20 protein-coding genes are annotated in these 21,314 nt (G+C 62.0%); 9 read left to right on the top strand and 11 right to left on the bottom strand.

Going from position 1 to position 21,314, the window contains the following annotated elements; all coding sequences use genetic code 11:
• Position 1 precedes the first annotated feature (1 nt).
• The 11 genes from AC0L2M_RS21595 to AC0L2M_RS21545 form a co-directional block, all read right to left on the bottom strand.
• The gene (locus AC0L2M_RS21595; protein ID WP_473535838.1) at positions 2–757 is read right to left on the bottom strand and encodes a molybdopterin-synthase adenylyltransferase MoeB; all 756 of its coding nucleotides are present in this window, start codon (positions 755–757) and stop codon (positions 2–4) included.
• 308 nt (positions 758–1,065) lie between these two features.
• Positions 1,066–2,220 carry a DNA replication/repair protein RecF gene (gene recF / locus AC0L2M_RS21590; RefSeq protein ID WP_473535837.1) on the bottom strand — a complete coding sequence of 385 codons (1,155 nt, stop codon included), beginning with the start codon at positions 2,218–2,220 and terminating at the stop codon, positions 1,066–1,068.
• A gap of 129 nt (positions 2,221–2,349) precedes the next feature.
• The gene (gene dnaN, locus AC0L2M_RS21585; protein ID WP_023802134.1) at positions 2,350–3,468 is read right to left on the bottom strand and encodes a DNA polymerase III subunit beta; all 1,119 of its coding nucleotides are present in this window, start codon (positions 3,466–3,468) and stop codon (positions 2,350–2,352) included.
• Positions 3,469–3,791: 323 nt separating this feature from the next.
• Positions 3,792–5,264 carry a chromosomal replication initiator protein DnaA gene (gene dnaA, locus AC0L2M_RS21580; RefSeq protein ID WP_023802135.1) on the bottom strand — a complete coding sequence of 491 codons (1,473 nt, stop codon included), beginning with the start codon at positions 5,262–5,264 and terminating at the stop codon, positions 3,792–3,794.
• Positions 5,265–6,199: 935 nt separating this feature from the next.
• A complete protein-coding gene (rpsT, locus tag AC0L2M_RS21575) occupies positions 6,200–6,466 on the bottom strand; it encodes a 30S ribosomal protein S20 (RefSeq protein WP_023802137.1) in 267 nt (88 codons plus the stop codon).
• Between the two features lie 204 nt (positions 6,467–6,670).
• Positions 6,671–7,444, bottom strand: coding sequence for an enoyl-CoA hydratase (locus tag AC0L2M_RS21570; protein ID WP_091599972.1), 774 nt, complete (start codon positions 7,442–7,444; stop codon positions 6,671–6,673).
• Positions 7,445–7,525: 81 nt separating this feature from the next.
• Positions 7,526–8,434 carry a bifunctional DNA-formamidopyrimidine glycosylase/DNA-(apurinic or apyrimidinic site) lyase gene (mutM, locus tag AC0L2M_RS21565; protein ID WP_473535836.1) on the bottom strand — a complete coding sequence of 303 codons (909 nt, stop codon included), beginning with the start codon at positions 8,432–8,434 and terminating at the stop codon, positions 7,526–7,528.
• Positions 8,427–9,659, bottom strand: a complete 1,233-nt coding sequence (locus tag AC0L2M_RS21560; protein ID WP_473535835.1) for a phosphopentomutase — start codon at positions 9,657–9,659, stop codon at positions 8,427–8,429. The genes mutM and AC0L2M_RS21560 overlap by 8 nt, the downstream gene beginning before the upstream one ends.
• A 233-nt stretch (positions 9,660–9,892) precedes the next feature.
• The gene (locus tag AC0L2M_RS21555) at positions 9,893–10,513 is read right to left on the bottom strand and encodes a TadE/TadG family type IV pilus assembly protein (RefSeq protein ID WP_473535834.1); all 621 of its coding nucleotides are present in this window, start codon (positions 10,511–10,513) and stop codon (positions 9,893–9,895) included.
• 35 nt (positions 10,514–10,548) lie between these two features.
• Positions 10,549–11,106, bottom strand: coding sequence for a TadE/TadG family type IV pilus assembly protein (locus tag AC0L2M_RS21550; RefSeq protein WP_473535833.1), 558 nt, complete (start codon positions 11,104–11,106; stop codon positions 10,549–10,551).
• 152 nt (positions 11,107–11,258) lie between these two features.
• Positions 11,259–11,681: a pilus assembly protein N-terminal domain-containing protein gene (locus AC0L2M_RS21545; protein ID WP_236379134.1), complete on the bottom strand. Its 423-nt coding sequence runs from the start codon at positions 11,679–11,681 to the stop codon at positions 11,259–11,261.
• Positions 11,682–12,048: 367 nt separating this feature from the next.
• Here AC0L2M_RS21545 and AC0L2M_RS21540 point away from each other — a divergent pair, with 367 nt between their 5' ends.
• The 9 genes from AC0L2M_RS21540 to AC0L2M_RS21500 all read left to right on the top strand — a co-directional run bounded on the left by AC0L2M_RS21540 (position 12,049) and on the right by AC0L2M_RS21500 (position 21,147).
• The gene (locus AC0L2M_RS21540) at positions 12,049–12,246 is read left to right on the top strand and encodes a Flp family type IVb pilin (RefSeq protein ID WP_287234998.1); all 198 of its coding nucleotides are present in this window, start codon (positions 12,049–12,051) and stop codon (positions 12,244–12,246) included.
• 155 nt (positions 12,247–12,401) lie between these two features.
• Positions 12,402–12,920 (top strand): A24 family peptidase, encoded by a 519-nt coding sequence (locus tag AC0L2M_RS21535; RefSeq protein ID WP_473535832.1) that lies wholly within the window; start codon positions 12,402–12,404, stop codon positions 12,918–12,920.
• A 209-nt stretch (positions 12,921–13,129) separates the two neighbouring features.
• On the top strand, positions 13,130–13,942 hold the full coding sequence (gene cpaB, locus AC0L2M_RS21530; protein ID WP_023802146.1) for a Flp pilus assembly protein CpaB: 813 nt from the start codon (positions 13,130–13,132) through the stop codon (positions 13,940–13,942).
• The gene (locus tag AC0L2M_RS21525) at positions 13,939–15,456 is read left to right on the top strand and encodes a type II and III secretion system protein family protein (protein WP_473535831.1); all 1,518 of its coding nucleotides are present in this window, start codon (positions 13,939–13,941) and stop codon (positions 15,454–15,456) included. The genes cpaB and AC0L2M_RS21525 overlap by 4 nt, the downstream gene beginning before the upstream one ends.
• Positions 15,457–15,470: 14 nt before the next feature.
• Positions 15,471–16,199, top strand: a complete 729-nt coding sequence (locus tag AC0L2M_RS21520; protein WP_473535830.1) for a CpaD family pilus assembly protein — start codon at positions 15,471–15,473, stop codon at positions 16,197–16,199.
• Positions 16,200–16,248: 49 nt separating this feature from the next.
• Positions 16,249–17,532, top strand: a complete 1,284-nt coding sequence (locus AC0L2M_RS21515) for a CpaE/TadZ family protein (protein ID WP_473535829.1) — start codon at positions 16,249–16,251, stop codon at positions 17,530–17,532.
• A 29-nt stretch (positions 17,533–17,561) separates the two neighbouring features.
• Positions 17,562–19,076, top strand: a complete 1,515-nt coding sequence (locus tag AC0L2M_RS21510) for a CpaF family protein (protein WP_473535828.1) — start codon at positions 17,562–17,564, stop codon at positions 19,074–19,076.
• A gap of 29 nt (positions 19,077–19,105) precedes the next feature.
• Positions 19,106–20,119 carry a type II secretion system F family protein gene (locus AC0L2M_RS21505; RefSeq protein WP_473535827.1) on the top strand — a complete coding sequence of 338 codons (1,014 nt, stop codon included), beginning with the start codon at positions 19,106–19,108 and terminating at the stop codon, positions 20,117–20,119.
• Positions 20,120–20,130: 11 nt separating this feature from the next.
• Positions 20,131–21,147: a type II secretion system F family protein gene (locus AC0L2M_RS21500; protein ID WP_473535826.1), complete on the top strand. Its 1,017-nt coding sequence runs from the start codon at positions 20,131–20,133 to the stop codon at positions 21,145–21,147.
• Positions 21,148–21,314 lie beyond the last annotated feature (167 nt).

The following is a 21,314-nucleotide window of genomic DNA, read 5'->3' as shown; positions in this document are numbered from 1 at the left end:
TCTAGCTGCTCTTGTAGCGGATCGTGTCGAAGCGCGCGGCCAACGCATCGTAAAGCAGCAGCCGGCCGACCAGCGGCTCGCCGATGCCGGCGATCAGCTTGATCGCCTCCATGGCCTGCAGCGTGCCGACGACGCCGGTCAGCACGCCGAGCACGCCGGCCACGGCGCAGGATGGCACCAAGCCGGCCGGCGGTGGTTCCGGGAAAAGATCGCGATAACTCGGATTCGGCCTGCCGTCGGTGCCGGTCTCGAACGGTTTCAGCACGGTCACCGAGCCGTCGAAGCGGCCGACGGCGGCATGGACCAGCGGCCGCTTTTCCGCGGCGCAGGCGTCGGCCACCGCATAACGGGTTTCGAAATTGTCGGAGCCGTCGACGACGATGTCATAACCGGCGACTAGGGCAGGGGCGTTGTCCGCCGTCAGCCTGAGATTGTGTAGTTCCACGGCGACGTTGGGGTTGATGCTGGCGATCGCCGCCTTGGCACTGTCGGTCTTCGCCATGCCGACAGCGCCGGTGCCGTGGATCACCTGCCTTTGCAGGTTCGACAGCGAGACGCTGTCGTCGTCGACGATGCCGAGCGTGCCGACGCCGGCTGCGGCAAGATATTCAAGCACCGGCGCTCCCAGCCCGCCGGCGCCGACGACCAGGACCCGAGCCCGCTTCAGTCGCTGCTGGCCGGCGCCACCGATCTCGGGCAGCACGATGTGGCGGGCGTAGCGTTCGAGTTCTTCGTCGGTGAGCGCGGTGGTGATCATCGCCGGACCATATAGCGGGAGAAAAACCTTGTCAGGCGGTAATGCACGTTGCCAAAGCCTGCCATCGGCTTGGCCATCGGGGTGCGCAGCGGTTGAATGGTGAATAGTGAATAGTGAATAGTAAACAGTGAATAGTGAATAGTGAATAGTGAATAGTGAATAGTGAATAGTGAATAGTGAATAGTGAATAGTGAATAGTGAATAGCGACCACTCAGTAGTGATTAGTGATTAGTGATTAGTGAAATAATGGCGCTCTCACCACCCTTCACCCTTCACCCTTCACCCTTCACCCTTCACCCTTCACCATTCACCGAACCGTGCCATGATCGACGGTCAAAAACTGCGCGCGTCCGTCGAGACTGGAAAACAGCGCCGCATCGGTCCCGGTCATGAAAGCCTGGCAATTCAGCTCTTCGAGGATCGAGAACAGCGCGGCGCGTCGGCCCGCGTCGAGATGGGCGGCGATTTCGTCGAGCAGCAGGATCGGCGTCATGCCAGACATCTCGCCGGTCAGCCGGGCGTGCGACAGGACCATGCCGACCAGCAGCGCCTTCTGCTCGCCCGTCGAACAGAGTTCGGCCGGCATCGCCTTGGGCCGGTGCCGCACCACGAGGTCCGACCGGTGCGGGCCGTCGAGCGTGCGCCCGGCGGCGCGGTCGCGATCGCGAACTTCGGCAAGCGCGCGGCGGAACCGCTCCTCGACATCGACAGCCGCGCTGGTTGTGACCTCGCTTTCCAGCGAGCCGGACAGGCCGATGTCGGCTTGCGGAAATGGACCGGAGCTTGGCAGCCTGTCGATCATGGCGGTGAGCAGGCGCACCAGTTCGGCACGCGCCGCGGCAATCGCCACACCGGTTTCGGCCATTTGCGTCTCGATCGCATCGAACCAGGCGCCATCGCGCGAGCCTTCGGCGAGCAGTCGATTGCGGCCGCGCATCGCTTTTTCGTAATCGAGCGCGCGCTGGCCGTGGCCCGGATCGATCGCCAGCACCTGCCGGTCGAGAAAGCGCCGCCGATCTGCGGCCGGCCCGGTGAACAATGCATCCATCGCCGGTGTCAGCCAGGCGACGCGCAACCATTCCAGCATGTCCTCCGCCGAGCGCGCCGCCGCGCCGTTGATCCGCACCCGCCGGCCGCCTTCGGCGGCGTCGCCGCCCGCGATGCCGGTGCCGATCTCGGCCGGGCCGACCGGCCCATCGAGCCGGGCATGAATGGCAAAGCCGCCGTCGCCGCCTTCGCGCGCCACGTCGGCATAAGGCGCACGGCGCAGGCCGCGCCCCGGCGTCAACAGGGAAATCGCCTCCAGCAGATTGGTTTTGCCGGCACCATTGTCACCGGAAAAAACCACCGGGCCGGGATCGAGATCGATCGAAAGTGTTGTGTAATTGCGGAAATTGGTAAGCGAAAGCTTACTTATATGAGTCTGCTGATCGCGCTCAGGCTGCTTCGCAACTCCGGTCATGACAGCAAGATGGCCTCGTTCGGGCCTAAAGCGCGCCGCGTTTGACCGGCCTCATGGGACGCGCTTTAGGTTTGTTGTTTTATGCATGTCGTTATCGCAAAACCGCTGCACACTTTTGCGCGACATGCATCAGACCCGCATCGGCATCAGCACGTAGAGGGTGGTTTCGTCGGCCATGTCGTGGATCAGCGTTGGCGAGCCGGCATCCGCCAGCATGAATTTTGCCTCGGTGCCGGTCAACTGGGCGGCGACGTCGAGCAGATATTTGGCGTTGAAGCCGATTTCGATCGCGTCGGACGAATAATCCGCGGCCAGTTCCTCGGTGGCGCTGCCCGAATCCGGATTGTTGACTGCAAGCGTGACCTGGCCTTCTCCAATCGAAAGCTTCACCGCCCGGCCGCGTTCGGACGAAATGGTCGAGACGCGGTCGACGGCGGCGGCGAAACTCTGGCGGTCGATGATCAGCTTCTTGTCGTTGCCGGTCGGGATCACCCGCTGATAGTCCGGGAAGGTGCCGTCGATCAGCTTCGAGGTCAAAACGACGCTGCCGATGGTGAAACGGATCTTGGTGTCGGACAATTCGGTGGTCACCGCGATATCAGGGTCGTCGACGAGCTTTTGCAATTCGCTCACCGTCTTGCGCGGAATGATGATGCCCGGCATCCCTTCCGATCCTGCCGGCGCGTCGATCTCGGCGCGCGCCAGCCGATGGCCGTCGGTCGCTACCGAGCGCAGCTTCAGCTTGCCGTCGGCGTCATGCGTGTGCAGGTAGATGCCGTTCAGGTAATAGCGCGTCTCTTCGGTGGAGATGGCGAATTGGGTCTTCTCGATCAGGCCCTTGAGCGCGACCGAATCGAGCCGGAAGATATGCGAGAACGATCCGGCCGAAAGCTCCGGGAAATCGGATTGCGGCAGGCACTGCAGGCGGAAGCTCGAGCGGCCCGAGGTCACCGTCATGGCGTTGCCGTCCTCGTCGGTCTTCAGCATGACCTCCGCGCCGTCGGCGAGCTTGCGCACGATGTCGTAGAGCAGGTGCGCCGGGACCGTCGTCGCGCCGCCGCGCTCGACCTTGGCGGGCGTGGCTTCGGTCACCTCCAGGTCGAGGTCGGTCGCCTTCATTTCAAGGGTGGCGCCTTCGGCGCTCAGCAGCACGTTCGACAGGATCGGTATAGTGTTGCGCCGTTCGACCACGCGATGAACGTGGTTGAGCGACTTCAGGAGATTTGACCGTTCCAGGATAACACGCATGACGAAACAGGCTCGCTTGAATGAATGAGCGGGTCTCCGGCAAGCGGCAACCCGCGAAAGGTCTGAACAGGCTCAGAATCTGCACAAACTGACAGGAAAAAACCCGTGAACGCAAGCCCGTGCTGACGGTTCGGGCCGGTTACGCGGGCTTTCTTGGGTTAAAACCGGCGAAGCCCGCAAGCCATGCCTGTCGCCCAAAAGCATGCCCTCGGGTCAGGCCCGAGAGTGTGCATGGGCTTTGCGGCAACGACGTGCATAAAGACAGAGATTTCAAGCGCGTTGCAGCCATCCAGACGCGACACGCTTCTGTTTTTTCGGGCCGGTCAGGCCTGGTCGTTGATCAGTCTTCTCAGCAATTCGAGCTCCTGCGCCAGCGTGTTGTCGACGCCTGAAAGATCCTCGATCTTGCGCACGGCGTGCAGCACCGTCGTATGGTCGCGGCCACCGAAACGCCGCCCGATCTCCGGCAAGGAGCGCGGTGTCATCACCTTCGACAGGTACATCGCGACTTGCCGCGGCTTGACGATGGTGCGGGTGCGCCGGTTGGACAGAAGTTCCGTCTTCGACACATTGTAGTGGCGCGCGACGATGCGCTGGATGTCCTCGATGCGCACCCGCTTCGGCTCGCCCGAACGATAGATGTGGCCGAGGATCTCATCGATGCGGTCGATGGTGATCTGCGGTTCGAACGACTGGCGGAACAGAAGCTGGTTGAACGCACCTTCGAGTTCACGCCCGCTGCCGGTCACCGTGCGGGCGACATGGTTGAGGATCTCCTCCGAGATGTCGAGCGATTGATCGTCGGCCTTGGCGGTGGCAAGGCGCAGCTTGAGCATGCCGATCCGCATGGCGAAATCCGGCGCCGACATTTCGAGCGCGACGCCGCCGTTGAGGCGCGAGCGGACGCGGGGCTCCAGTGATTCCAGTTCCGACGGCGGCCGGTCGGCGGCGACCACCACCTGCTTGGCGCTGTCGAGCAGCATGTTGATCAGATGGCAGAATTCATGCTGGATCGACTTGCCCTGCAGGAACTGCATGTCGTCGATGATGAGGAGGTCGATGTCGCGCAACTGTTCCTTCAGCGTCAGCGCGTTGTTATCGCGGATCGCGGTGGCAAACCGCCACATGAAATATTCGGCCGTGAGATAGACGACGCGCGACTTCGGATTCTGCTTCAGCGATTCCGCCGCGATCGCCTGCAGCAGGTGCGTCTTGCCCAGCCCCACCGTCGCGTGCAGAAACAGCGGATTGAAGCGCACCGCGCTCGACTGCGATTCCGCCACCGCCTTGGCGGCGGCGAAGGCCACCCGGTTCGACGGTCCTTCGATGAAGGAGCCGAACGTGTAGCGCGGGTCAAGCGGCGAACCGAGCACATTGTGCCGGAACTCGGTCTCGGCAGGCATTCCCGGGCGAGGTGCCGGTACCCGCTCCACCCTGCCGGGGGCCGCTGTTCCCGCGGCCAGCGCCGTTTGCGCTTGCCTGGTCATCTTGCGCGCCGGGGCCACTTCGGGCTCGACGCCGTTGCGCCCCGGGCGGGTAGCGGTGCGCACGACGATCTCGATCTTGAGGATTTCAGGATCCTCGTGTTTCCACAGCTCGGCGATGAGGTCGAGGTAGTGGCCGTTGATCCACGAGCGCAGGAAGGCGGTGGGCACCGAGATGCGGACAATGCCCCGGGACGCCTCGGCGACCTTCATGCGCCCGAACCAGCTCGAATAGACTTCGGTTCCCAGACGCGCCTTCAACTGGGCCTTGACCCGGTCGAACTTTTGTTCCGCGTCGATGGAAGCCGACATAGCGTCCCCTCCGGTTAAGGTCCCAGGGAATGGGAGGTCGCCCGTAAGCTCCCTTTCGATGCCGCTCTGCATGATCGAGTTCCTTGTCCTTTTGTACCTTTTTCCGCCGGGAATGCGCCTCCTGCATCCATGTTTCCGGCGACCGTGTCCTCACAGCGACACCATCGCCGCCGCCGGCAGCTGATGTCGCCTCATTGTCGGGGAACCGGCGCCGGCTCCTCGGAGCCAGCCCGCTTTGGTCATGTCAGGGCAATGCAATTCCGCCCGGCGAAACGCCGGCGCGTCATTGATCTGCCATGTACAATTACGCCATTCCCCTACCGTATCGAAAAGGCAAACCAAACCCGTACGCGGAGATGATCCGCGTCATGAATTCTGCCACTTTTTTGCTGGCCGATTCAGGCTGGGTTAAGGGCCAACGGCCCGTCCCTCTCGATAGACAGACCTTAGCGAAATCGCTGTGGATAGGGCAAGGCCACGACTAACGGATTTTTAAGGAATGTGGTTAGCGCAAACGGGTTCGGAGCCTGCGTTGCACTGGCTTGTTTTGACAAACCCATTGTGATTCAAACCCTTTTCCGGCGAATGTAAAAAAGGCCGCGTCGCGCGAAATTTTATCAAATAATTTTCTTGACAGGCAATTGTCCCCCATCCCTCGCACCCGATGTGAACAAGCTGTGGATGACCGTCCGCAACCGTTTGAAAAATAAAGGTCATTTTCGACAGTTGATATTTTCGCCGTGAACGCTTTCAGCGGCTGCGCCTGTCAGCCGGCATGTATATGCCGGCAAAGCAATTCGAACTTCGAAATCGTGCGGGGTGTTGCTTGCGGGCTTTCTTTTTAAGTACTTGCCGGCAAACGAAAAAACCCGGCACGAGCGGCCGGGTCTGAAAAGGACAAGTTTAGTAAAGGTATATCAGCCCGGATATCCGGGTTAGGCCGACAACACCTTGAGGCGCTGGGCCAGGCGCGACACCTTGCGGGATGCCGTATTCTTGTGCACCACGCCCTTGCTCGCGGCGCGCATCAATTCCGGCTCAGCCACCTTGAAAGCAGCCTGGGCGGCCGCCTTGTCGCCCGAGGCGAGCGCCTCTTCGACCTGGCGGATGTAGGTCCGCACGCGCGAGCGGCGGTTCTTGTTGATCGCCGTGCGGCGGGCGATCTTGCGCGTTGCCTTTTTGGCCGAGGAGGTATTGGCCATGATGCCTCTCTTCTGATCTGGTGGGCGCATGCGGGATGCCGCAAGGCGCAAAAAACAAACGGGCAGCCACAGGGCCGCCTCGGTTGGTGCGGCTTATAGTTCAGCTTTTCCGGCGCGTCAACGCTGCTTCGCCTTCTTTTTGGGCCGCTGCTGTCGCTCGCTCCCGGCTGATGTCGTCCCCATCTACCAGTTCGATAAATTTGGCTACCTGTTCGAGAAATTTGGCTTCCGCTTCTCGACAAAGGCCGCCATGCCTTCCTTCTGGTCATCGAGCGCAAACAGTGAGTGAAACAGCCGGCGCTCGAACCGCAGCCCCTCGGCCAGTGTCGTTTCATAGGCGCGGTTGACGGCCTCTTTCGCCATCATCACCGACGGCAGCGAAAAATCGGCTATCTTGGCCGCCGCCTTCAACGCCTCCTCGAGCAATTCGCCGGCGGGCACGACACGCGACACCAGGCCGCAACGCTCGGCTTCCGCCGCATCCATCATCCGTCCGGTCAGGCACATGTCCATCGCCTTCGACTTGCCGACGAAACGGGTCAGGCGCTGCGATCCGCCCATGCCCGGCATGACGCCGAGCGTGATCTCGGGCTGGCCGAACCTGGCGTTGTCGGCGGCGATGATGAAATCGCACATCATCGCCAGTTCGCAGCCGCCGCCGAGCGCATAGCCGGCCACCGCCGCGATGACAGGCTTGCGCGCCCGGGTGAGCTCTTCCCAGCCGATAAAGAAATCCTGCACATAGGCGTCGACAAAAGAGATCGCCTGCATTTCCTTGATGTCGGCACCTGCCGCGAAGGCTTTTTCGGAGCCGGTGATGACCATCGCGCCGATGTCGGCATTCGCGCAGAAGCCGTTCACGGCCGCGACCACGTCCGCCAGGACCTGCGAGTTCAGCGCATTGAGCGCCTTCGGCCGGTTCAGCGTGATCAGCCCGACCTTGCCGCGGGTTTCGACGATAATCGTTTCATAGGCCATGACTGTATCTCCTCACTCGGTCATCTCCTTGCATCAGGCGTCCAACTCACACCCGGCACCTGGCTTACACCCCCACCTAAGTCACAACTGACAGGTCCGGCAATAGAAGCTGGAACGCCCGCTTTGCACGATGCGTTCTATATGGCCGCTGCAGCCGTGCTTGGAGCAGGGCTCGCCCTCGCGATCATAGACGGCGAACGAATGCTGGAAATAGCCCAGGGACCCGTCGGTCTGCACGTAGTCGCGCAGCGACGATCCACCGGCGGCGATCGCATCGGCGATCACTTCGCGGATTGCTTCGGCCAGGGCGTCGCGCTGCTGTTTGGCCTTCTTTCCAGGCTTTGCGATGGTGCCCGCCTCGCGCAACGGCGACAGGCCGGCGCGCCACAGCGCCTCCGACACATAGATATTGCCGAGCCCGGCGATCAGCCGCTGATCGAGAAGTGCTGCCTTTAGCGGCGACTTCCGGCCTTTCAGCAGCGAGGCGAGCAGCTCGCCGTCCAACGCATTGCCTGTCGGCTCGACGCCAAGCCCCGCCAGCATCGGATGCGTGTCAGGCGTCCCTTCGGAAAACAGCATGAAGCCGAAACGGCGCGGATCGTTGAAGGTCACCCGGGACCGGGCGCCTTGGGGAGAGACGATATGGAAGACGACATGGTCGTGCGCCGCGCTCTTCGGGCGCTCGTGATAAAACGCGCCCAACATTTCGTTGCTGTCGGGTATTTCGCCGCCATCGGAGGTTTCGATGCGGAACGAACCCGACATGCCGAGATGGCAGATCAGCACCGGACCGCCTTCCAGGTGCATCGTCAGGTATTTGGCCCGGCGGCCGAGCGCCGTAATCGTCTTGCCGGTCAGCCTCTCCAAAAATTTCTCGGGAAACGGAAAGCGCAGGTCGGGCCGGCGCGCCTCGACACGGGCGATGCGGGCACCTTCCAGAACCGGCTGCAGGCCCCGCCGCACCGTTTCGACCTCAGGCAACTCAGGCATGGCCGCCTATCGCTGTGTAGAAGGAGGTGCCGTGACGGCCGCGTGCCAACCCAAGATGTTCGGCGACGGTTTCACCGATGTCGGCGAACGTCGCTCTCAACCCGATGTCGCCACCAAAGCCTGGTCCGGTGCCGATCACCGGAATGCGTTCGCGCGTATGATCGGTACCGTGCCAGGTCGGGTCGTTGCCATGGTCGGCCGTCAGGATGAGAAGGTCGCCTTCCCTGAGCCGTGCAAGCGCCTCCGGCAGCCGCCGGTCGAAGGCCTCGAGCGCGGCGGCATAGCCGGCAACGTCGCGCCGATGGCCGAACTCGGTGTCGAAATCGACGAAATTGGCGAAGACGAGATCGCCGTCGCCTGCGTTATCCATCGCGCCGAGCGCCTTGTCGAACATCGCCATGTTGCCGGCGGCCTTGCGGACTTCCGAAATGCCGCGATGCGCGAAGATGTCGCCGATCTTGCCGACAGCGATGACCCGGCTGCCGCGCGCCGTCAGCCGGTCGAGCAGGGTCGGTTCGGGCGGCGGCACCGAATAGTCCCGGCGGTTGTGCGTCCGTTCGAAGCTGGCGCCAGTTTCCCCAATGAAAGGCCGCGCGATCACCCGTCCGATGTTCAGCGGATCGACCAGCCTGCGCACCACCTTGCAGAATTCGTAGAGCCGCTCCAGGCCGAAGTGAACTTCATGCGCGGCGATCTGCAGGACGGAGTCGACCGACGTGTAGCAGATCGGCTTGCCGGTGCGGACATGCTCCTCGCCGTACCGCTCGATGATCTCGGTGCCCGGAGCATGGCAATTGCCGAGAATGCCCGGCACCTCTCCTTCGCGAATGATCGCTTCGGTCAGGTCGGCTGGAAAGGCGGGAACCGTGTCCGGGAAATAGCCCCAGTCGAAGCGGACCGGCAAGGCGGCGATTTCCCAATGGCCTGACGGCGTGTCCTTGCCGCTGGAAATCTCCTGCGCCGCGCCGTGGAAGGCGGAGGCAAGCAGGCCGCCGCTGTCGAAGCAGAATCCTGTCGCGGTTTTCGCCGCGTGCGCCAGGCCGAGCGAGAGCATGTTGGGCACGAAAAGCGGGCCTTTGCGCAGCCCCTCGCGATCCGCCCGGCCTTCCGCGCAGGCTCGAGCGATGTGTCCGAACGTGTTGGAACCGGTGTCGCCATAGCGCTCGGCGTCGGCCGCGCCGCCGATGCCGAAGGAATCGAGAACAAAAAGGAAGGCGCGCGCCATGCAGGGGATCATTATTATCGTTTGTCTGTCAGCCCAGACATAGGCGGCCGCGCCGCCATTGGCAATTCGGAACCAGACGGCTGTGTGCTCGTCCGGGCGCGATGGTAGAATTGTCGCCGGCATCGGCGTGGATCGACGAAAACGAGAGGGAACTCACATGCGACATGCAAGGCATCCGCGGCTATCGTGCGCCTGGTGTCAGGCCGATAGCAATGGCGATCGGGCGCCGTCGTTCAGCAGGTGTCGCAGGTAATCGTCGGGCTCCTGCGGGGCCTGAGATAATAAGTTTCGCCCATCGATATCGAGTTGAAAGCCGAACTGAAGCCAAGCCGCTTTTCACTATCCGCCGACCAGGTGATGATCGGCTCGTATGCCAGATTGCTTTCGACGCGAACGAGAAACGTGCCCTTGACCTCGAGCTGCGGTGCAACCGTGGTGACGGAGTTCTTGGCGGCGCCGGCGCTGAAGGCATCGCCGACCATCTTGCGTGACCAAGCGACCAGCACCCGCGGCGTCGGCTGGTTCGTGACCTCTATTGCGGTGATGGTGATTTCCGGGGTCGATCGGTTGTACGGCTGAAGGGTGGAGTTGCCGATCTGCATGATCGCATCGAGTTCGGCCGGCGTGACGGTCTGCTGCTGGGTGACGAGATCCGCCACCATGCTGCCGATGCGACTGACCTTCTTGTTGGTCTCGATGGCTTGCGAGGCTTCCATGGTCAAGAAGTACATCATCAGCAGGACGGGCACGATGAAGGCAAACTCAACCGCCGCGACACCGCGGCGATCACGGCAGAACCGTATGGCTTTCGCGCAGATCCCAGCGGTCCTCATATGTGCCCCCGCACGCCCCATGCTATCGTCCTTTTCCCACGCAGCGGTTTGCATTTTCAGTCGTCGAACGGCTCGTTCTTCCAGGTCATCGATGCGAAATGCAGCGTGTTGCCGTCTTTCAGATTGGCCATCGACTTGGCCATGAAATCGGTCATGACGGGCCATTTGTAAAAAACCCGCAGCATGTTTATCGATTCAGCCAAGCCCGGGGATACCGTAAAAGTCGAGGGGGTCGTCCCGGTCAAGGCGATTTCGCCGTCTTGGATATTGAAGCCCGCCTGGGCCGCAGCGGCGAAGCTCGGATACCCGCGCAGATCCACTTCCAATCCCGGGCAGTCCTTGACGACCATGATCTCCAGCCGGCTGCAGATCATGGACTTCAGCGTCGCCTCGGTCACGTTGGCCTGCCTTATCTGGCCAGTCCGCAGCTGGCGCGCGACATCGTCGGTGATATTGGCCATCACCTCTTGCCCGGCAAATGAAATGCAGCTCTCCAGTATGGCAAAGACGAGGAGCGCAAATGGCACCGCAAGCATCGCGAACTCCAAAGCGGTGCTGCCGCGCCGGTCGCCAACGAAGCGCGCCGAAAAGCCTGATCGTCCTGCTTTGCTCATGTCCCGTGCCTGCCGATCCCTTAGGGGTGTCGGAGCAACATTAGCGCAAACCCATTGAAGTGCGGTTTGGATGATCGTTAAATTCGGCTGGAGGGTTTTAACAGGCCGATAACCGAAGCGGCTTTTTCAGCGAGACGAAACGGTCGGGTCGCTTACTGGCCGGCGCTCATCTCGGCTTCCGAGGCCTTTTCCGCCTCGCTTTTATATGAGCTTTCGCAATACGGCGTGCACGACATGGTCTGTATTTCGGCGCGTCGATAGATGCGCACCGAGGACGCGTCCTGTCGCACGACGGTGATCTGCTCGTCGACGATCGGACGGCCCTCCTGATCGAGGACGACGAGATTGGTGACGCCGAAGCCCTTGCCCGTCAGCACGATCGTCGAAGCATCCTGCACCGAGGCGTCGGCGATCGCCGGATTGCCGACGACGATCGTATCGGCAGCGCGCGACAATTTGACGATCTTCGCCTGGTTCATGGTGACCTCGATGCCGGCGCCGGCCTTGGCCGTCACCACGAAGGCGGTGGCGGCAAGCAGCGCGGCAATTGGAAAGGACGATCTCGGCCCGGTCATTGAAGCGCTCCACGGCGGCAATTTGCTCAACGGAACATGAACGAGATTGGTGAAGCAAGGGTTAAGCGGAGGGGAGCCGTGATGATGTCGGGCTCGGCCCTTTGATCGCCTGGAGCTGGGATCGCCAGGAGCGGCCCGCCCCTTTCTCAGGTCGCTAAATTGCGCCTTTCGCAGCCTGCTGCGCCTGTCGGGTCCATAGGCGTCACTTAGTCTACGGTTAACCACGCAATGTCATCGAAGCCGGAAAGGAATCGGTAAGGCTGTTTATTAAGCCGATTGAAAGAGCTTCTCGATAGATTGGCAGTATCCGATCAGCCAACAGAGAAGTTGACGGAATTGCTGTAACACCTGGAGTAGGAGCTCTCGAATGTCTAATCTCATTGCACGTTTTGTGAAGGACGAATCCGGCGCGACCGCCATCGAATACGGTCTGATCGCCGCTCTCATCGCGCTCGCCATCATGGTCGGCGCCGGCCAGCTCGGCACTGCCCTGGACACCAAGTTCAAGGCTATCGGAACCGCGGTGACCAACGCCCCCAACGCCCCCGCCACCCCAACCCCCTAAGGCAGCTAACGGCGCTCAGCTGTTTCCAGATAGGGCCGCCGCACTGGCGGCCCTTATCCATTCATGCCGCATGATTTGAATTTTCGGCCTCATCAATCGTTAATCGGACATGCCTAGGCTGAGACCAGCACAGTTCGACCACAGGCGCCACGCCCATGCTTGAAGCCCTGATCTTCGTTGTCTTTCCGTTCTGCATGCTTTTCGCCGCGATCTCCGACATGCTGTCGATGACGATCGCCAATCGCGTGCCGGTGCTGCTTGTCGCCGTCTTCGCCCTGGTCGCGCCGCTGACCGGCATGGACTGGGCAAGCTATGGCTGGCATTTTGCCGCCGGCGGCCTGGTCCTCGCCGTGACCTTCGGGCTGTTCGCGCTCGGCGGCATGGGCGGCGGCGACGCCAAGCTGCTGGCCGCCAGCGCCGTCTGGATGGGGCTGAACATCCACCTCGTCGAATACCTCCTGGTCTCGACCGTCCTCGGCGGCCTGCTGACGCTCGCCATCCTCGTCTATCGGAAATCACCGCTTGCGGCCGTTACCAGCCATAGCCGGTTTTTACGCCATTTCGCCGACGAGACATCAGGCGTTCCCTATGGCATTGCGCTTGGCATTGGCGGCCTGCTCACCTTTCCGGCTTCGCCGTTGATGGCATGGGCGCTCGCAAGCCTGGCAGGCTGATTCTTCCCGCGTCAGGCCAGCCTACCACATTCGATTTGGCGTTGGAGCAGGCGGCTTGGCCGCCTTTATTGCTGGCCGGACCGGATGCTTCAAACTTATATAAACCTTAAATTAATCACGATCGTAAGTATTAAATTAACCTTGTTTTGACGATTGCCGCTGCAAGGTCCGGCTTGGCTAGGTTGTTTGCCAAGGCGAGGTTCGGACAGATGCCAGCATCCCGACTGATCATTCTAGGCGTGGCGGTGGCCGCGGCGGGTGGCGCAGGATATGTCGCAAAAAACATGGTGGCGGCGCCGCCGCCTCAAATTGTCGATTCCGGCCCCGAGGCGCCGGCAATCGCGTTGCAGGACGTGCTTGTCCTGTCGGGCGACGTTCCGATGGGCAGTCCGCTGGAGAACAACATCAGTTGGCAGTCCTGGCCGGCCGACGGCATCAACGCGAATTTCATAACCCGCGCCGCGGAGCCCGATGCGTTGGAGAAGCTGAAAGGCGGCGTCGCCCGTGTGGCGATGTATGCCGGTGAGCCGTTGCGGCGCTCCAAGCTGATCGGCGAGGGACAGAGCTTCATGTCGTCGATCCTGCCCTCCGGCATGCGGGCCGTCGCCACAGCCGTATCGGCCGACACGTCGGCCGGCGGCTTCATTCTTCCCAACGATTTCGTCGACGTCATCATGACCCGCAGAGCCGATCCGGCGGCCGGCGGCAGCGGTTTTACCACCGAGACCATCCTCAAGAACATTCGCGTCCTGGCGATCGACCAGACCATCCAGGAGGACGAGGAAGGCAAGCGGACCAGGGTCGGCCAGACCGCCACCCTGGAACTGACACCGCAGCAGGCGGAAATCATCACCGTCGCCCAGCAGATGGCGGATCGCCTGACGTTGGCGCTGCGGTCGATCACCGACACCCAGGAGAAGAACCTGGGCGAGGCCGACTATCTCGTTTCCGGCAATGGCCGGCGCGGGACAGTGCGCCTGATCAAGTCGGGCGAAGTTTCAGAAGTGGGAGCAAGGCAATGAGGTTAAACGCTCCGGTCGCACTGGCTGCGGCAATCGGCCTGTTCCTGCTTGCATCGAATGCGCATGGCCCCCTCGAGGCGAATGCGGCAGGCGCCGAGGTGTCGGCTTCGACCGCCACCCAGCGCGTCAAGCTCGGTCTCAACAAGTCGGTGGTCATCGACCTGCCGAGCGATGCCTATGATATTCTCGTCGCCAACCCGGCTGTCGCCGATGCGGTGACCCGCACCGCGAGGCGCATCTATCTCTTCGGAAAGGCGGTCGGCGACACCAACATCTTCGTCTTCGGCCCTAATGGCGAACAGATCGTCAGCCTGGATCTGGCGGTCGAACGCGACGTCGCCGGACTGGAAGACTATATCAGGCGCTTCATACCGTCTTCGAGCATCACGGTCGAATTGCTGAACGACAACGTCGTCCTGACCGGAACCGTGGACACTCCGCTGGATGCCAAGCGCGCGGTCGATCTGGCCACCATCTTCGTGTCCGGCGGTGAAGCGACCACGGGGCAGTATTCGCAGACCGCCTCCGGCGGCTCGGCCGAAGCCGGTGTCGACATCGACAATCCGGATTCCGAGCGTCGCGTCAGCCAGATCGTCAACCTGCTGCAGATCATCGGCGACGACCAGGTGACGCTGAAAGTGACGGTGGCCGAGGTCAGCCGCTCGGTGATGAAGCAGCTCGGCGTCAACCTGATCGGCAGCGGCAGCAGCAACGGCATCAGTTGGGCCGCGGTAAGCGACAATTTCACCGGCCTGGGCAAGTCGCTGTCGAACTCTGGCCTGGCTATCGGCACCTCGACGCTCGACGCCTACATCAACGCCATGGAACAGTCAGGCGTCATGAAAACCCTGGCCGAGCCGACGTTGACGGCCGTATCCGGCGAGAAGGCGACCTTCAAGGTCGGCGGCGAGTACAATATGGTGACCGGCGTTTCCCAAGCTGTGTCCGACGATAACCAGACCGGTGTGAAGACGTATGACATCGAGAAGCTCGAATACGGCATTGGCCTGGAATTCCAGCCGGTGGTGCTGTCTCCCGGCCGCATCAGCCTGAAGGTCAGGACTTCGGTTTCCGAGCCGACGACGGAGGGATCGGTATCCTTGTCCGAGGGTGTAACCAGCCCCGGCACGAACGTCCTGTCGCTCCGCAAACGCTTGGCCGACACGACAGTGGAGCTGCCTTCCGGCGGCTCGATGATGATCGCCGGCCTGGTACGGGATGACATCAGGCAAGCCGTCAACGGCCTGCCCGGGCTGACCAAAATCCCGGTGCTTGGCACGCTGTTCCGCAGCCGTGACTTCGTCCGCAACGAGACCGAGCTGGTCATCATCATCACGCCCTATCTGGTCAAGCCAGTGACGCGCAACGCCCTTGCCAAGCCGGACGACAATTTCAACGCGGCCAGCGATGGCGCCGGCATGTTCCTTGGCCGTGTCAATCGCGTCTACGGCACCATGCAGACCGACAAGCCCAACGGCCGTTACCACGGCGTCGTCGGCTTCATCTACAAGTAAGCGGGGAAGCGGACATGTCTCAGTCAGCGTTGAAGCCAAGCACGATCACCGCAGCGACGCGGTCCGGCCGTTCGCGGATCTGCCGGCCGGTCCTGGCGATTGCGGTCGCGGCATTGTTGGCGGGCTGCGCCAACCGGGACAGCATCACGGTCGGCGCTGTTCCGGACGACTATCGCACCAACCATCCGATCGTCATTACGGAGAAAAACCAGAAGATCGACCTTCCGGTCGGCGCCGGCGATCGCGGCATGACCGGGTCCCAGCGCGACACGCTTCTCGGCTTCCTGGATGGCTATGACAAGAGCGCCGCTCCGACCCTGACGATCTCGATCCCGAGCGGTTCGGCCAACGAGATCGCCGCGACCGCGGCCGGTCGCGATTTCGCCAGGCTTGCGATTGCCAGCGGCATCAGCCGCAACCGGATCGTCATCACCACCTACCAGTCGGTTTCGGCCGAAGCGTCCGCCCCGATCCGCGTCGCCTATGTCTCGGTGAAGGCACAGACCGACAGGTGCGGACGCTGGCCCGAAGACCTGATGCAGACCTCGGAAAACAAGCACTATGCCGATTTCGGCTGCTCGTATCAGAACAATCTTGCCGCCCAGATCGCAAATCCGACCGATCTGCTCGGGCCGCGCAAGCAATCCGATATCGACGCGGAAAATCGCGGCGCGGTAGTCGACGTCTACCGCCAGAGAGGCATTTCGGACGAATTCCTCGGCAATTCGGAAGTCGAGTATTGAGCTCGAGCCGCCCAAGTCACGGGAAGACAAGTCACGGAAAGAAATGACAATGAGCAATCTTGCCTACGACACGGCGATAGATGGCGGCGATACCTCTCAGCAGGATGTCGCCGCCATGCAGGCGTTGCGGCCGATCCCGCGCATCTCGATCCAGGCATTTTGCGAGACCGAGGGCGTTGCCAATCCGGTCGAGCGCGCCGGCGAGGATCGCCGCATGGCGAAGGCCCATCTGAAGGTCCATATGGGTGGTGTCGCCACCGCCATCGAATTCTACCAGTCGGCGCCGACACCGAACCTGATCCTGCTGGAATCGCGCAGCGAGCCGAAGCAATTGCTCGAGCAGCTCACGCAGCTCTCCGAATACTGCGATCCGACCTCGAAGGTCGTGGTCATCGGCCACTACAACGATGTCGGGCTCTATCGCGAGCTCATCCGCTCCGGCATTTCCGAATATGTCATCGCGCCGGTATCGATGGCCGATATCGTCAGCGTGATATCGACGATCTTCGTTGATCCGGAAGCCGAGCCGATCGGCCGCTCGATCGCCTTCATTGGCGCCAAGGGTGGCGTCGGCTCCTCGACCATTGCCCATAATGTGGCTTGGGCGATGTCGTCGCTGTTCAAGTCCGAAGTGGTTGTCGCCGATCTCGACCTGGCTTTCGGAACGGCCAACATCAATTTCGATCAGGATCCGGCGCAAGGCATTGCCGAAGCTGTTTTCTCACCGGAGCGCCTCGACGAGGTCTATCTCGATCGGCTGCTTGCCCAGTGCGCCGAGCATCTGTCGCTGCTTGCAGCGCCTTCAACGCTCGATCGGGTCTACGATTTCGACCCGGAGGCTTTCACCCAGCTTATCGACACGGCGCAGCGCAGCGTGCCGCTGCTGGTGCTCGATGTTCCGCACGTCTGGACGGGCTGGACCAAGAACATACTGGTCAAAGCCGACGAGATCGTGATCACGGCGACGCCGGAGCTGGCCAATTTGCGCAACACCAAGAATCTGGCCGACATGTTCAAGCGGCTTCGCCCGAACGATCCGCCGCCGAAGCTGATCATCAATCAGGCCGGCGTGCCGAAGCGCCCGGAGATTTCGTCGTCCGACTTCGCCGACTCGCTCGGCCTGTCGCCGATGTCGGTCATTGCTTTCGAGCCGCTGCTGTTCGGAAACGCCGCCAACAACGGGCGCATGCTCGGCGAAATGGATGCCAGGAACCCGGTTGTCGGCATTATCAACGAGATTGCGCATGTGCTGACCGGGCGCAGCGAAATCAAGGCAAGAAAGAAAGCGGGCCTCGGCAATCTCCTTGGCAAGCTCTCGCGCGGCAAGAAGTGATGCTTCCGGAGCGGAATTGGTAATCGATCATGTTTGGTAAAAAAGGCAGCGACGACGGCAGCCGATTCACCCCGGAATTCCGTCAGCCGGCACCTGCGCCTGCCGCGCCGGCGGCAAAACCTGCGGAAACGGCGGTTCTTGCCAAGCCCGCACCGCCGCCATCTGGCACACCTGGCGCGTCTGCTGCGCCGCCGCCCGTGCGCCGTGCGGTCGAGGCGCCGCCATTGACCCCTGAGCCGAAAAAGCTCCAGCGCCAGAAGAGCGAAACCTATTACGACACCAAGAGCCAGGTCTTTGCCGCGCTCATCGACACCATCGACCTGTCGCAGCTCGCCAAGCTCGATCCCGAAAGCGCGCGCGAGGAAATCCGCGACATCGTCAACGACATCATCGCGATCAAGAATTTCGCGATGTCGATCGCCGAGCAGGAAGAACTGCTCGAGGACATCTGCAATGACGTGCTCGGTTACGGGCCACTGGAGCCGTTGCTCGCTCGCGACGACATCGCCGACATCATGGTCAACGGCTCCAAGGACGTCTATATCGAGGTCAACGGCAAGGTCGAGCAGACCGGCATCCGTTTTCGCGATAACCAGCAGCTCCTCAACATCTGTCAGCGCATCGTCAGCCAAGTTGGCCGCCGCGTCGATGAATCGAGCCCGATCTGCGACGCGCGCCTTCCCGACGGCTCCCGCGTCAACGTCATCGCGCCGCCGCTCGCCATCGACGGCGCCGCTCTCACCATCCGCAAGTTCAAGAAGGACAAGCTGACACTCGACCAGCTGGTCAAGTTCGGCGCCATTTCGCCGCCCGGCGCCGAGATTCTCAAGATCATTGGCCGCGTCCGCTGCAACATCGTCATTTCAGGCGGTACCGGTTCGGGCAAGACGACGCTGCTCAATTGCCTGACCAACTATATCGACCGCGATGAGCGCGTCATCACCTGCGAGGACTCGGCCGAGCTGCAACTGCAGCAGCCGCATGTCGTGCGTCTGGAAACCCGCCCGCCCAACCTCGAGGGCGAGGGTGAGGTGACCATGCGCGATCTGGTCAAGAACTGCCTGCGCATGCGGCCCGAGCGCATCATCGTCGGCGAAGTGCGCGGACCTGAAGTGTTCGATCTTCTGCAGGCGATGAACACCGGCCATGACGGCTCGATGGGCACGATCCACTCGAACAGCCCGCGCGAATGCCTGAACCGTATCGAATCGATGATCGCGATGGGCGGTTACACGCTGCCGCAGAAAACCGTGCGTGAAATCGTGGTCGGTTCCGTCGATGTGATCATCCAGGCCGCACGCCTGCGCGATGGATCGCGGCGCATCACCCACATCACCGAGGTGATCGGAATGGAGGGCGACGTCATCATCACGCAGGACATCGTTCTCTACAACATCAAAGGCGAGGACGCGAACGGCAGGCTGCTGGGCGAGCACGTTTCGACAGGCATCGGTCGTCCGCATTTCTGGGAGCGCGCCCGCTACTATGGCGAGGAACAGCGCCTCGCCAATGCGCTCGAGGCGATGGAGAAACGCGCTGACTGATTCATTTGGAGGCGTAGGGGCCAGGGCCGATGTTTGGAATTGACGGCACCGTGCTGGCATTCGTCGTGCTCGCCGGCTTCAGCGCCGGCGCGGTCGCCTATGCTTTTCTGTTCAACCGGATCAGTACCGAAAAGCAGGTCGGCAGGCGGCTTGAAACGATCAAGACCGCCGAGACGGATGGTGCCGTCGTCAAGGCTTCTCGCGATCGCGTGGCGGAAGCGGCCAAGCGGCGCAAATCGGTTCAGGATTCACTGAAGGACCTCGAACAGAAGCACAAAACCAGCCAGAGCCTTGCCAAAAAGCCGCCTCTGAAGGCCCAGATCCGTCAGGCGGGCATGAAGGTCTCGCTCGAGCGCTTCTATCTCTACTCGGCGGTTTGCGGCGTCGTCCTGACGTTTCTCGCCTATTTCGCCGGTGCGCCTTTGTATGTCTTGCCGGGTGCGCTGCTGGTCGGTGGCCTCGGGCTGCCACGCTGGTTCGTTTCGTTTAGCCGCGCCCGCCGGGTCAAGGCGTTCCTCAACGAATTTCCGAACGCGCTCGACATCATCGTGCGTGCGGTCAAATCCGGCCTGCCGCTGAACGACGCCGTCCGCCTGATCGCCAATGAATCCCCCGAACCGGTCAAGACCGAGTTCCGCCGCATCATCGATTCGCAGCAGATGGGCCTGTCGATCCCCGACGCCAGCATGCGCATGGCCGAGACGATGCCGTGCACCGAGGCGAGCTTCTTCGGCATCGTCATCCAGATCCAGTCCCAGGCCGGGGGCAATCTTTCCGAGGCTCTGGGCAATCTTTCGCGGGTGCTTCGCGACCGCAAGAAGATGAAGGCCAAGGTCCAGGCGCTGTCGATGGAAGCGAAGGCGTCAGCGGTGATCATCGGCGCCTTGCCCTTCGTCGTCGCCTGTCTCGTCTACCTGACAAGCCCGAACTACATCATGCCTTTGTTCACCACCAGCGTCGGCAATCTGATCCTCGGCTGCTCCGCGGTCTGGATGTCGATCGGCATCCTGGTGATGCGCAAGATGATGAACTTCGAGGTTTAGGATTTCACCGCATGACCGAGAACGTCGTCAAAACCCTTACCGATCCGGCATTTCTGATTGCCCTGCTGGTCGGCATTGCGGTGTTTGCCACCGTGTTCACGCTGCTGCCTGCCTTTGGCGGAAACCAGCTCAAGGCGCGCATGAAATCGGTGGCGCTGGAGCGCGACGAACTGCGCGCCAAGCAGCGTGCGCGGCTTGCCCTCGATTCCGATCGCCGCCGCAAGGGCCTGCGCGAGCAACAGTCGATCGGCATGCGCAATATTGTCGACCGGCTGGACCTCAGGCGCGCCCTGGCCGATGAAGGCACCTTGCAGAAACTCAAGGTGGCTGGCTTCCGCGGGCAGAATCCGTTGACGCGTTTCCTTTTCTTCCGTCTGATCCTGCCGTTTGTCGGCTTTGCCCTGGCTGCGATCTATCTGTTCGTGCTCGGCGGGTTGCCGGAGCAGCCGCCTCTCATCAAGTTGTTCGTCTGTATCGTCGTCGCCTATGCCGGTTTTTACGCGCCGGTGCTCTATGTCAACAACCGCGCCACCAAGCGCAAGCAGTCGATCCAGATGGCGTGGCCGGACGCGCTCGACCTGATGCTTATCTGCGTCGAATCCGGCATGTCGGTGGAGGCGGCGTTTCATAAGGTCGCCGACGAGATCGGCGCGCAGTCGGTGGCGCTTGCCGAAGAGTTCATCCTGACCAATGCCGAGCTTTCCTACTTGCAGGAGCGCAAGCAGGCCTACGAGAACCTAGCAAGCCGCACCGGCCTGGAATCGGTCAAGTCGGTGTCGCAGGCGCTGGTCCAGGCCGAGCGCTACGGCACGCCGGTGGCGCACGCACTGCGCGTGCTTGCCGGCGAAAGCCGCGACATGCGCATGAACGCCGCCGAGAAGAAGGCCGCGGCCTTGCCGCCGAAGCTCACCGTGCCGATGATCCTGTTCTTCCTGCCGGTGCTGTTCGCCATCATTCTGGGCCCCGCCGGCATCCAGGTCAGCGAGCGCGGCATTTTCGGCGACCAGCCGGCATCGAGCAGCCAGTAATGCATTCTTGACAGGTCGGCGCTGCCCCTCATTGCCCTGCCGGGCATTTCTCCCCGTAAACGGGGAGAAAGTAGCTGGATGCCCCTCGGCGCCCTTCCTGCAATGCTTGTCGTTGGCGAAACCGTCGACGACGGGGCTTTCTCCCCGTCACTATACGGGGAGAAATG

This window comes from Mesorhizobium sp. WSM4806, from assembly GCF_055811635.1.
The sequence above is the reverse complement of the archived record's forward strand: the minus strand, read 5'-3'. Positions and strand labels throughout refer to the sequence as shown.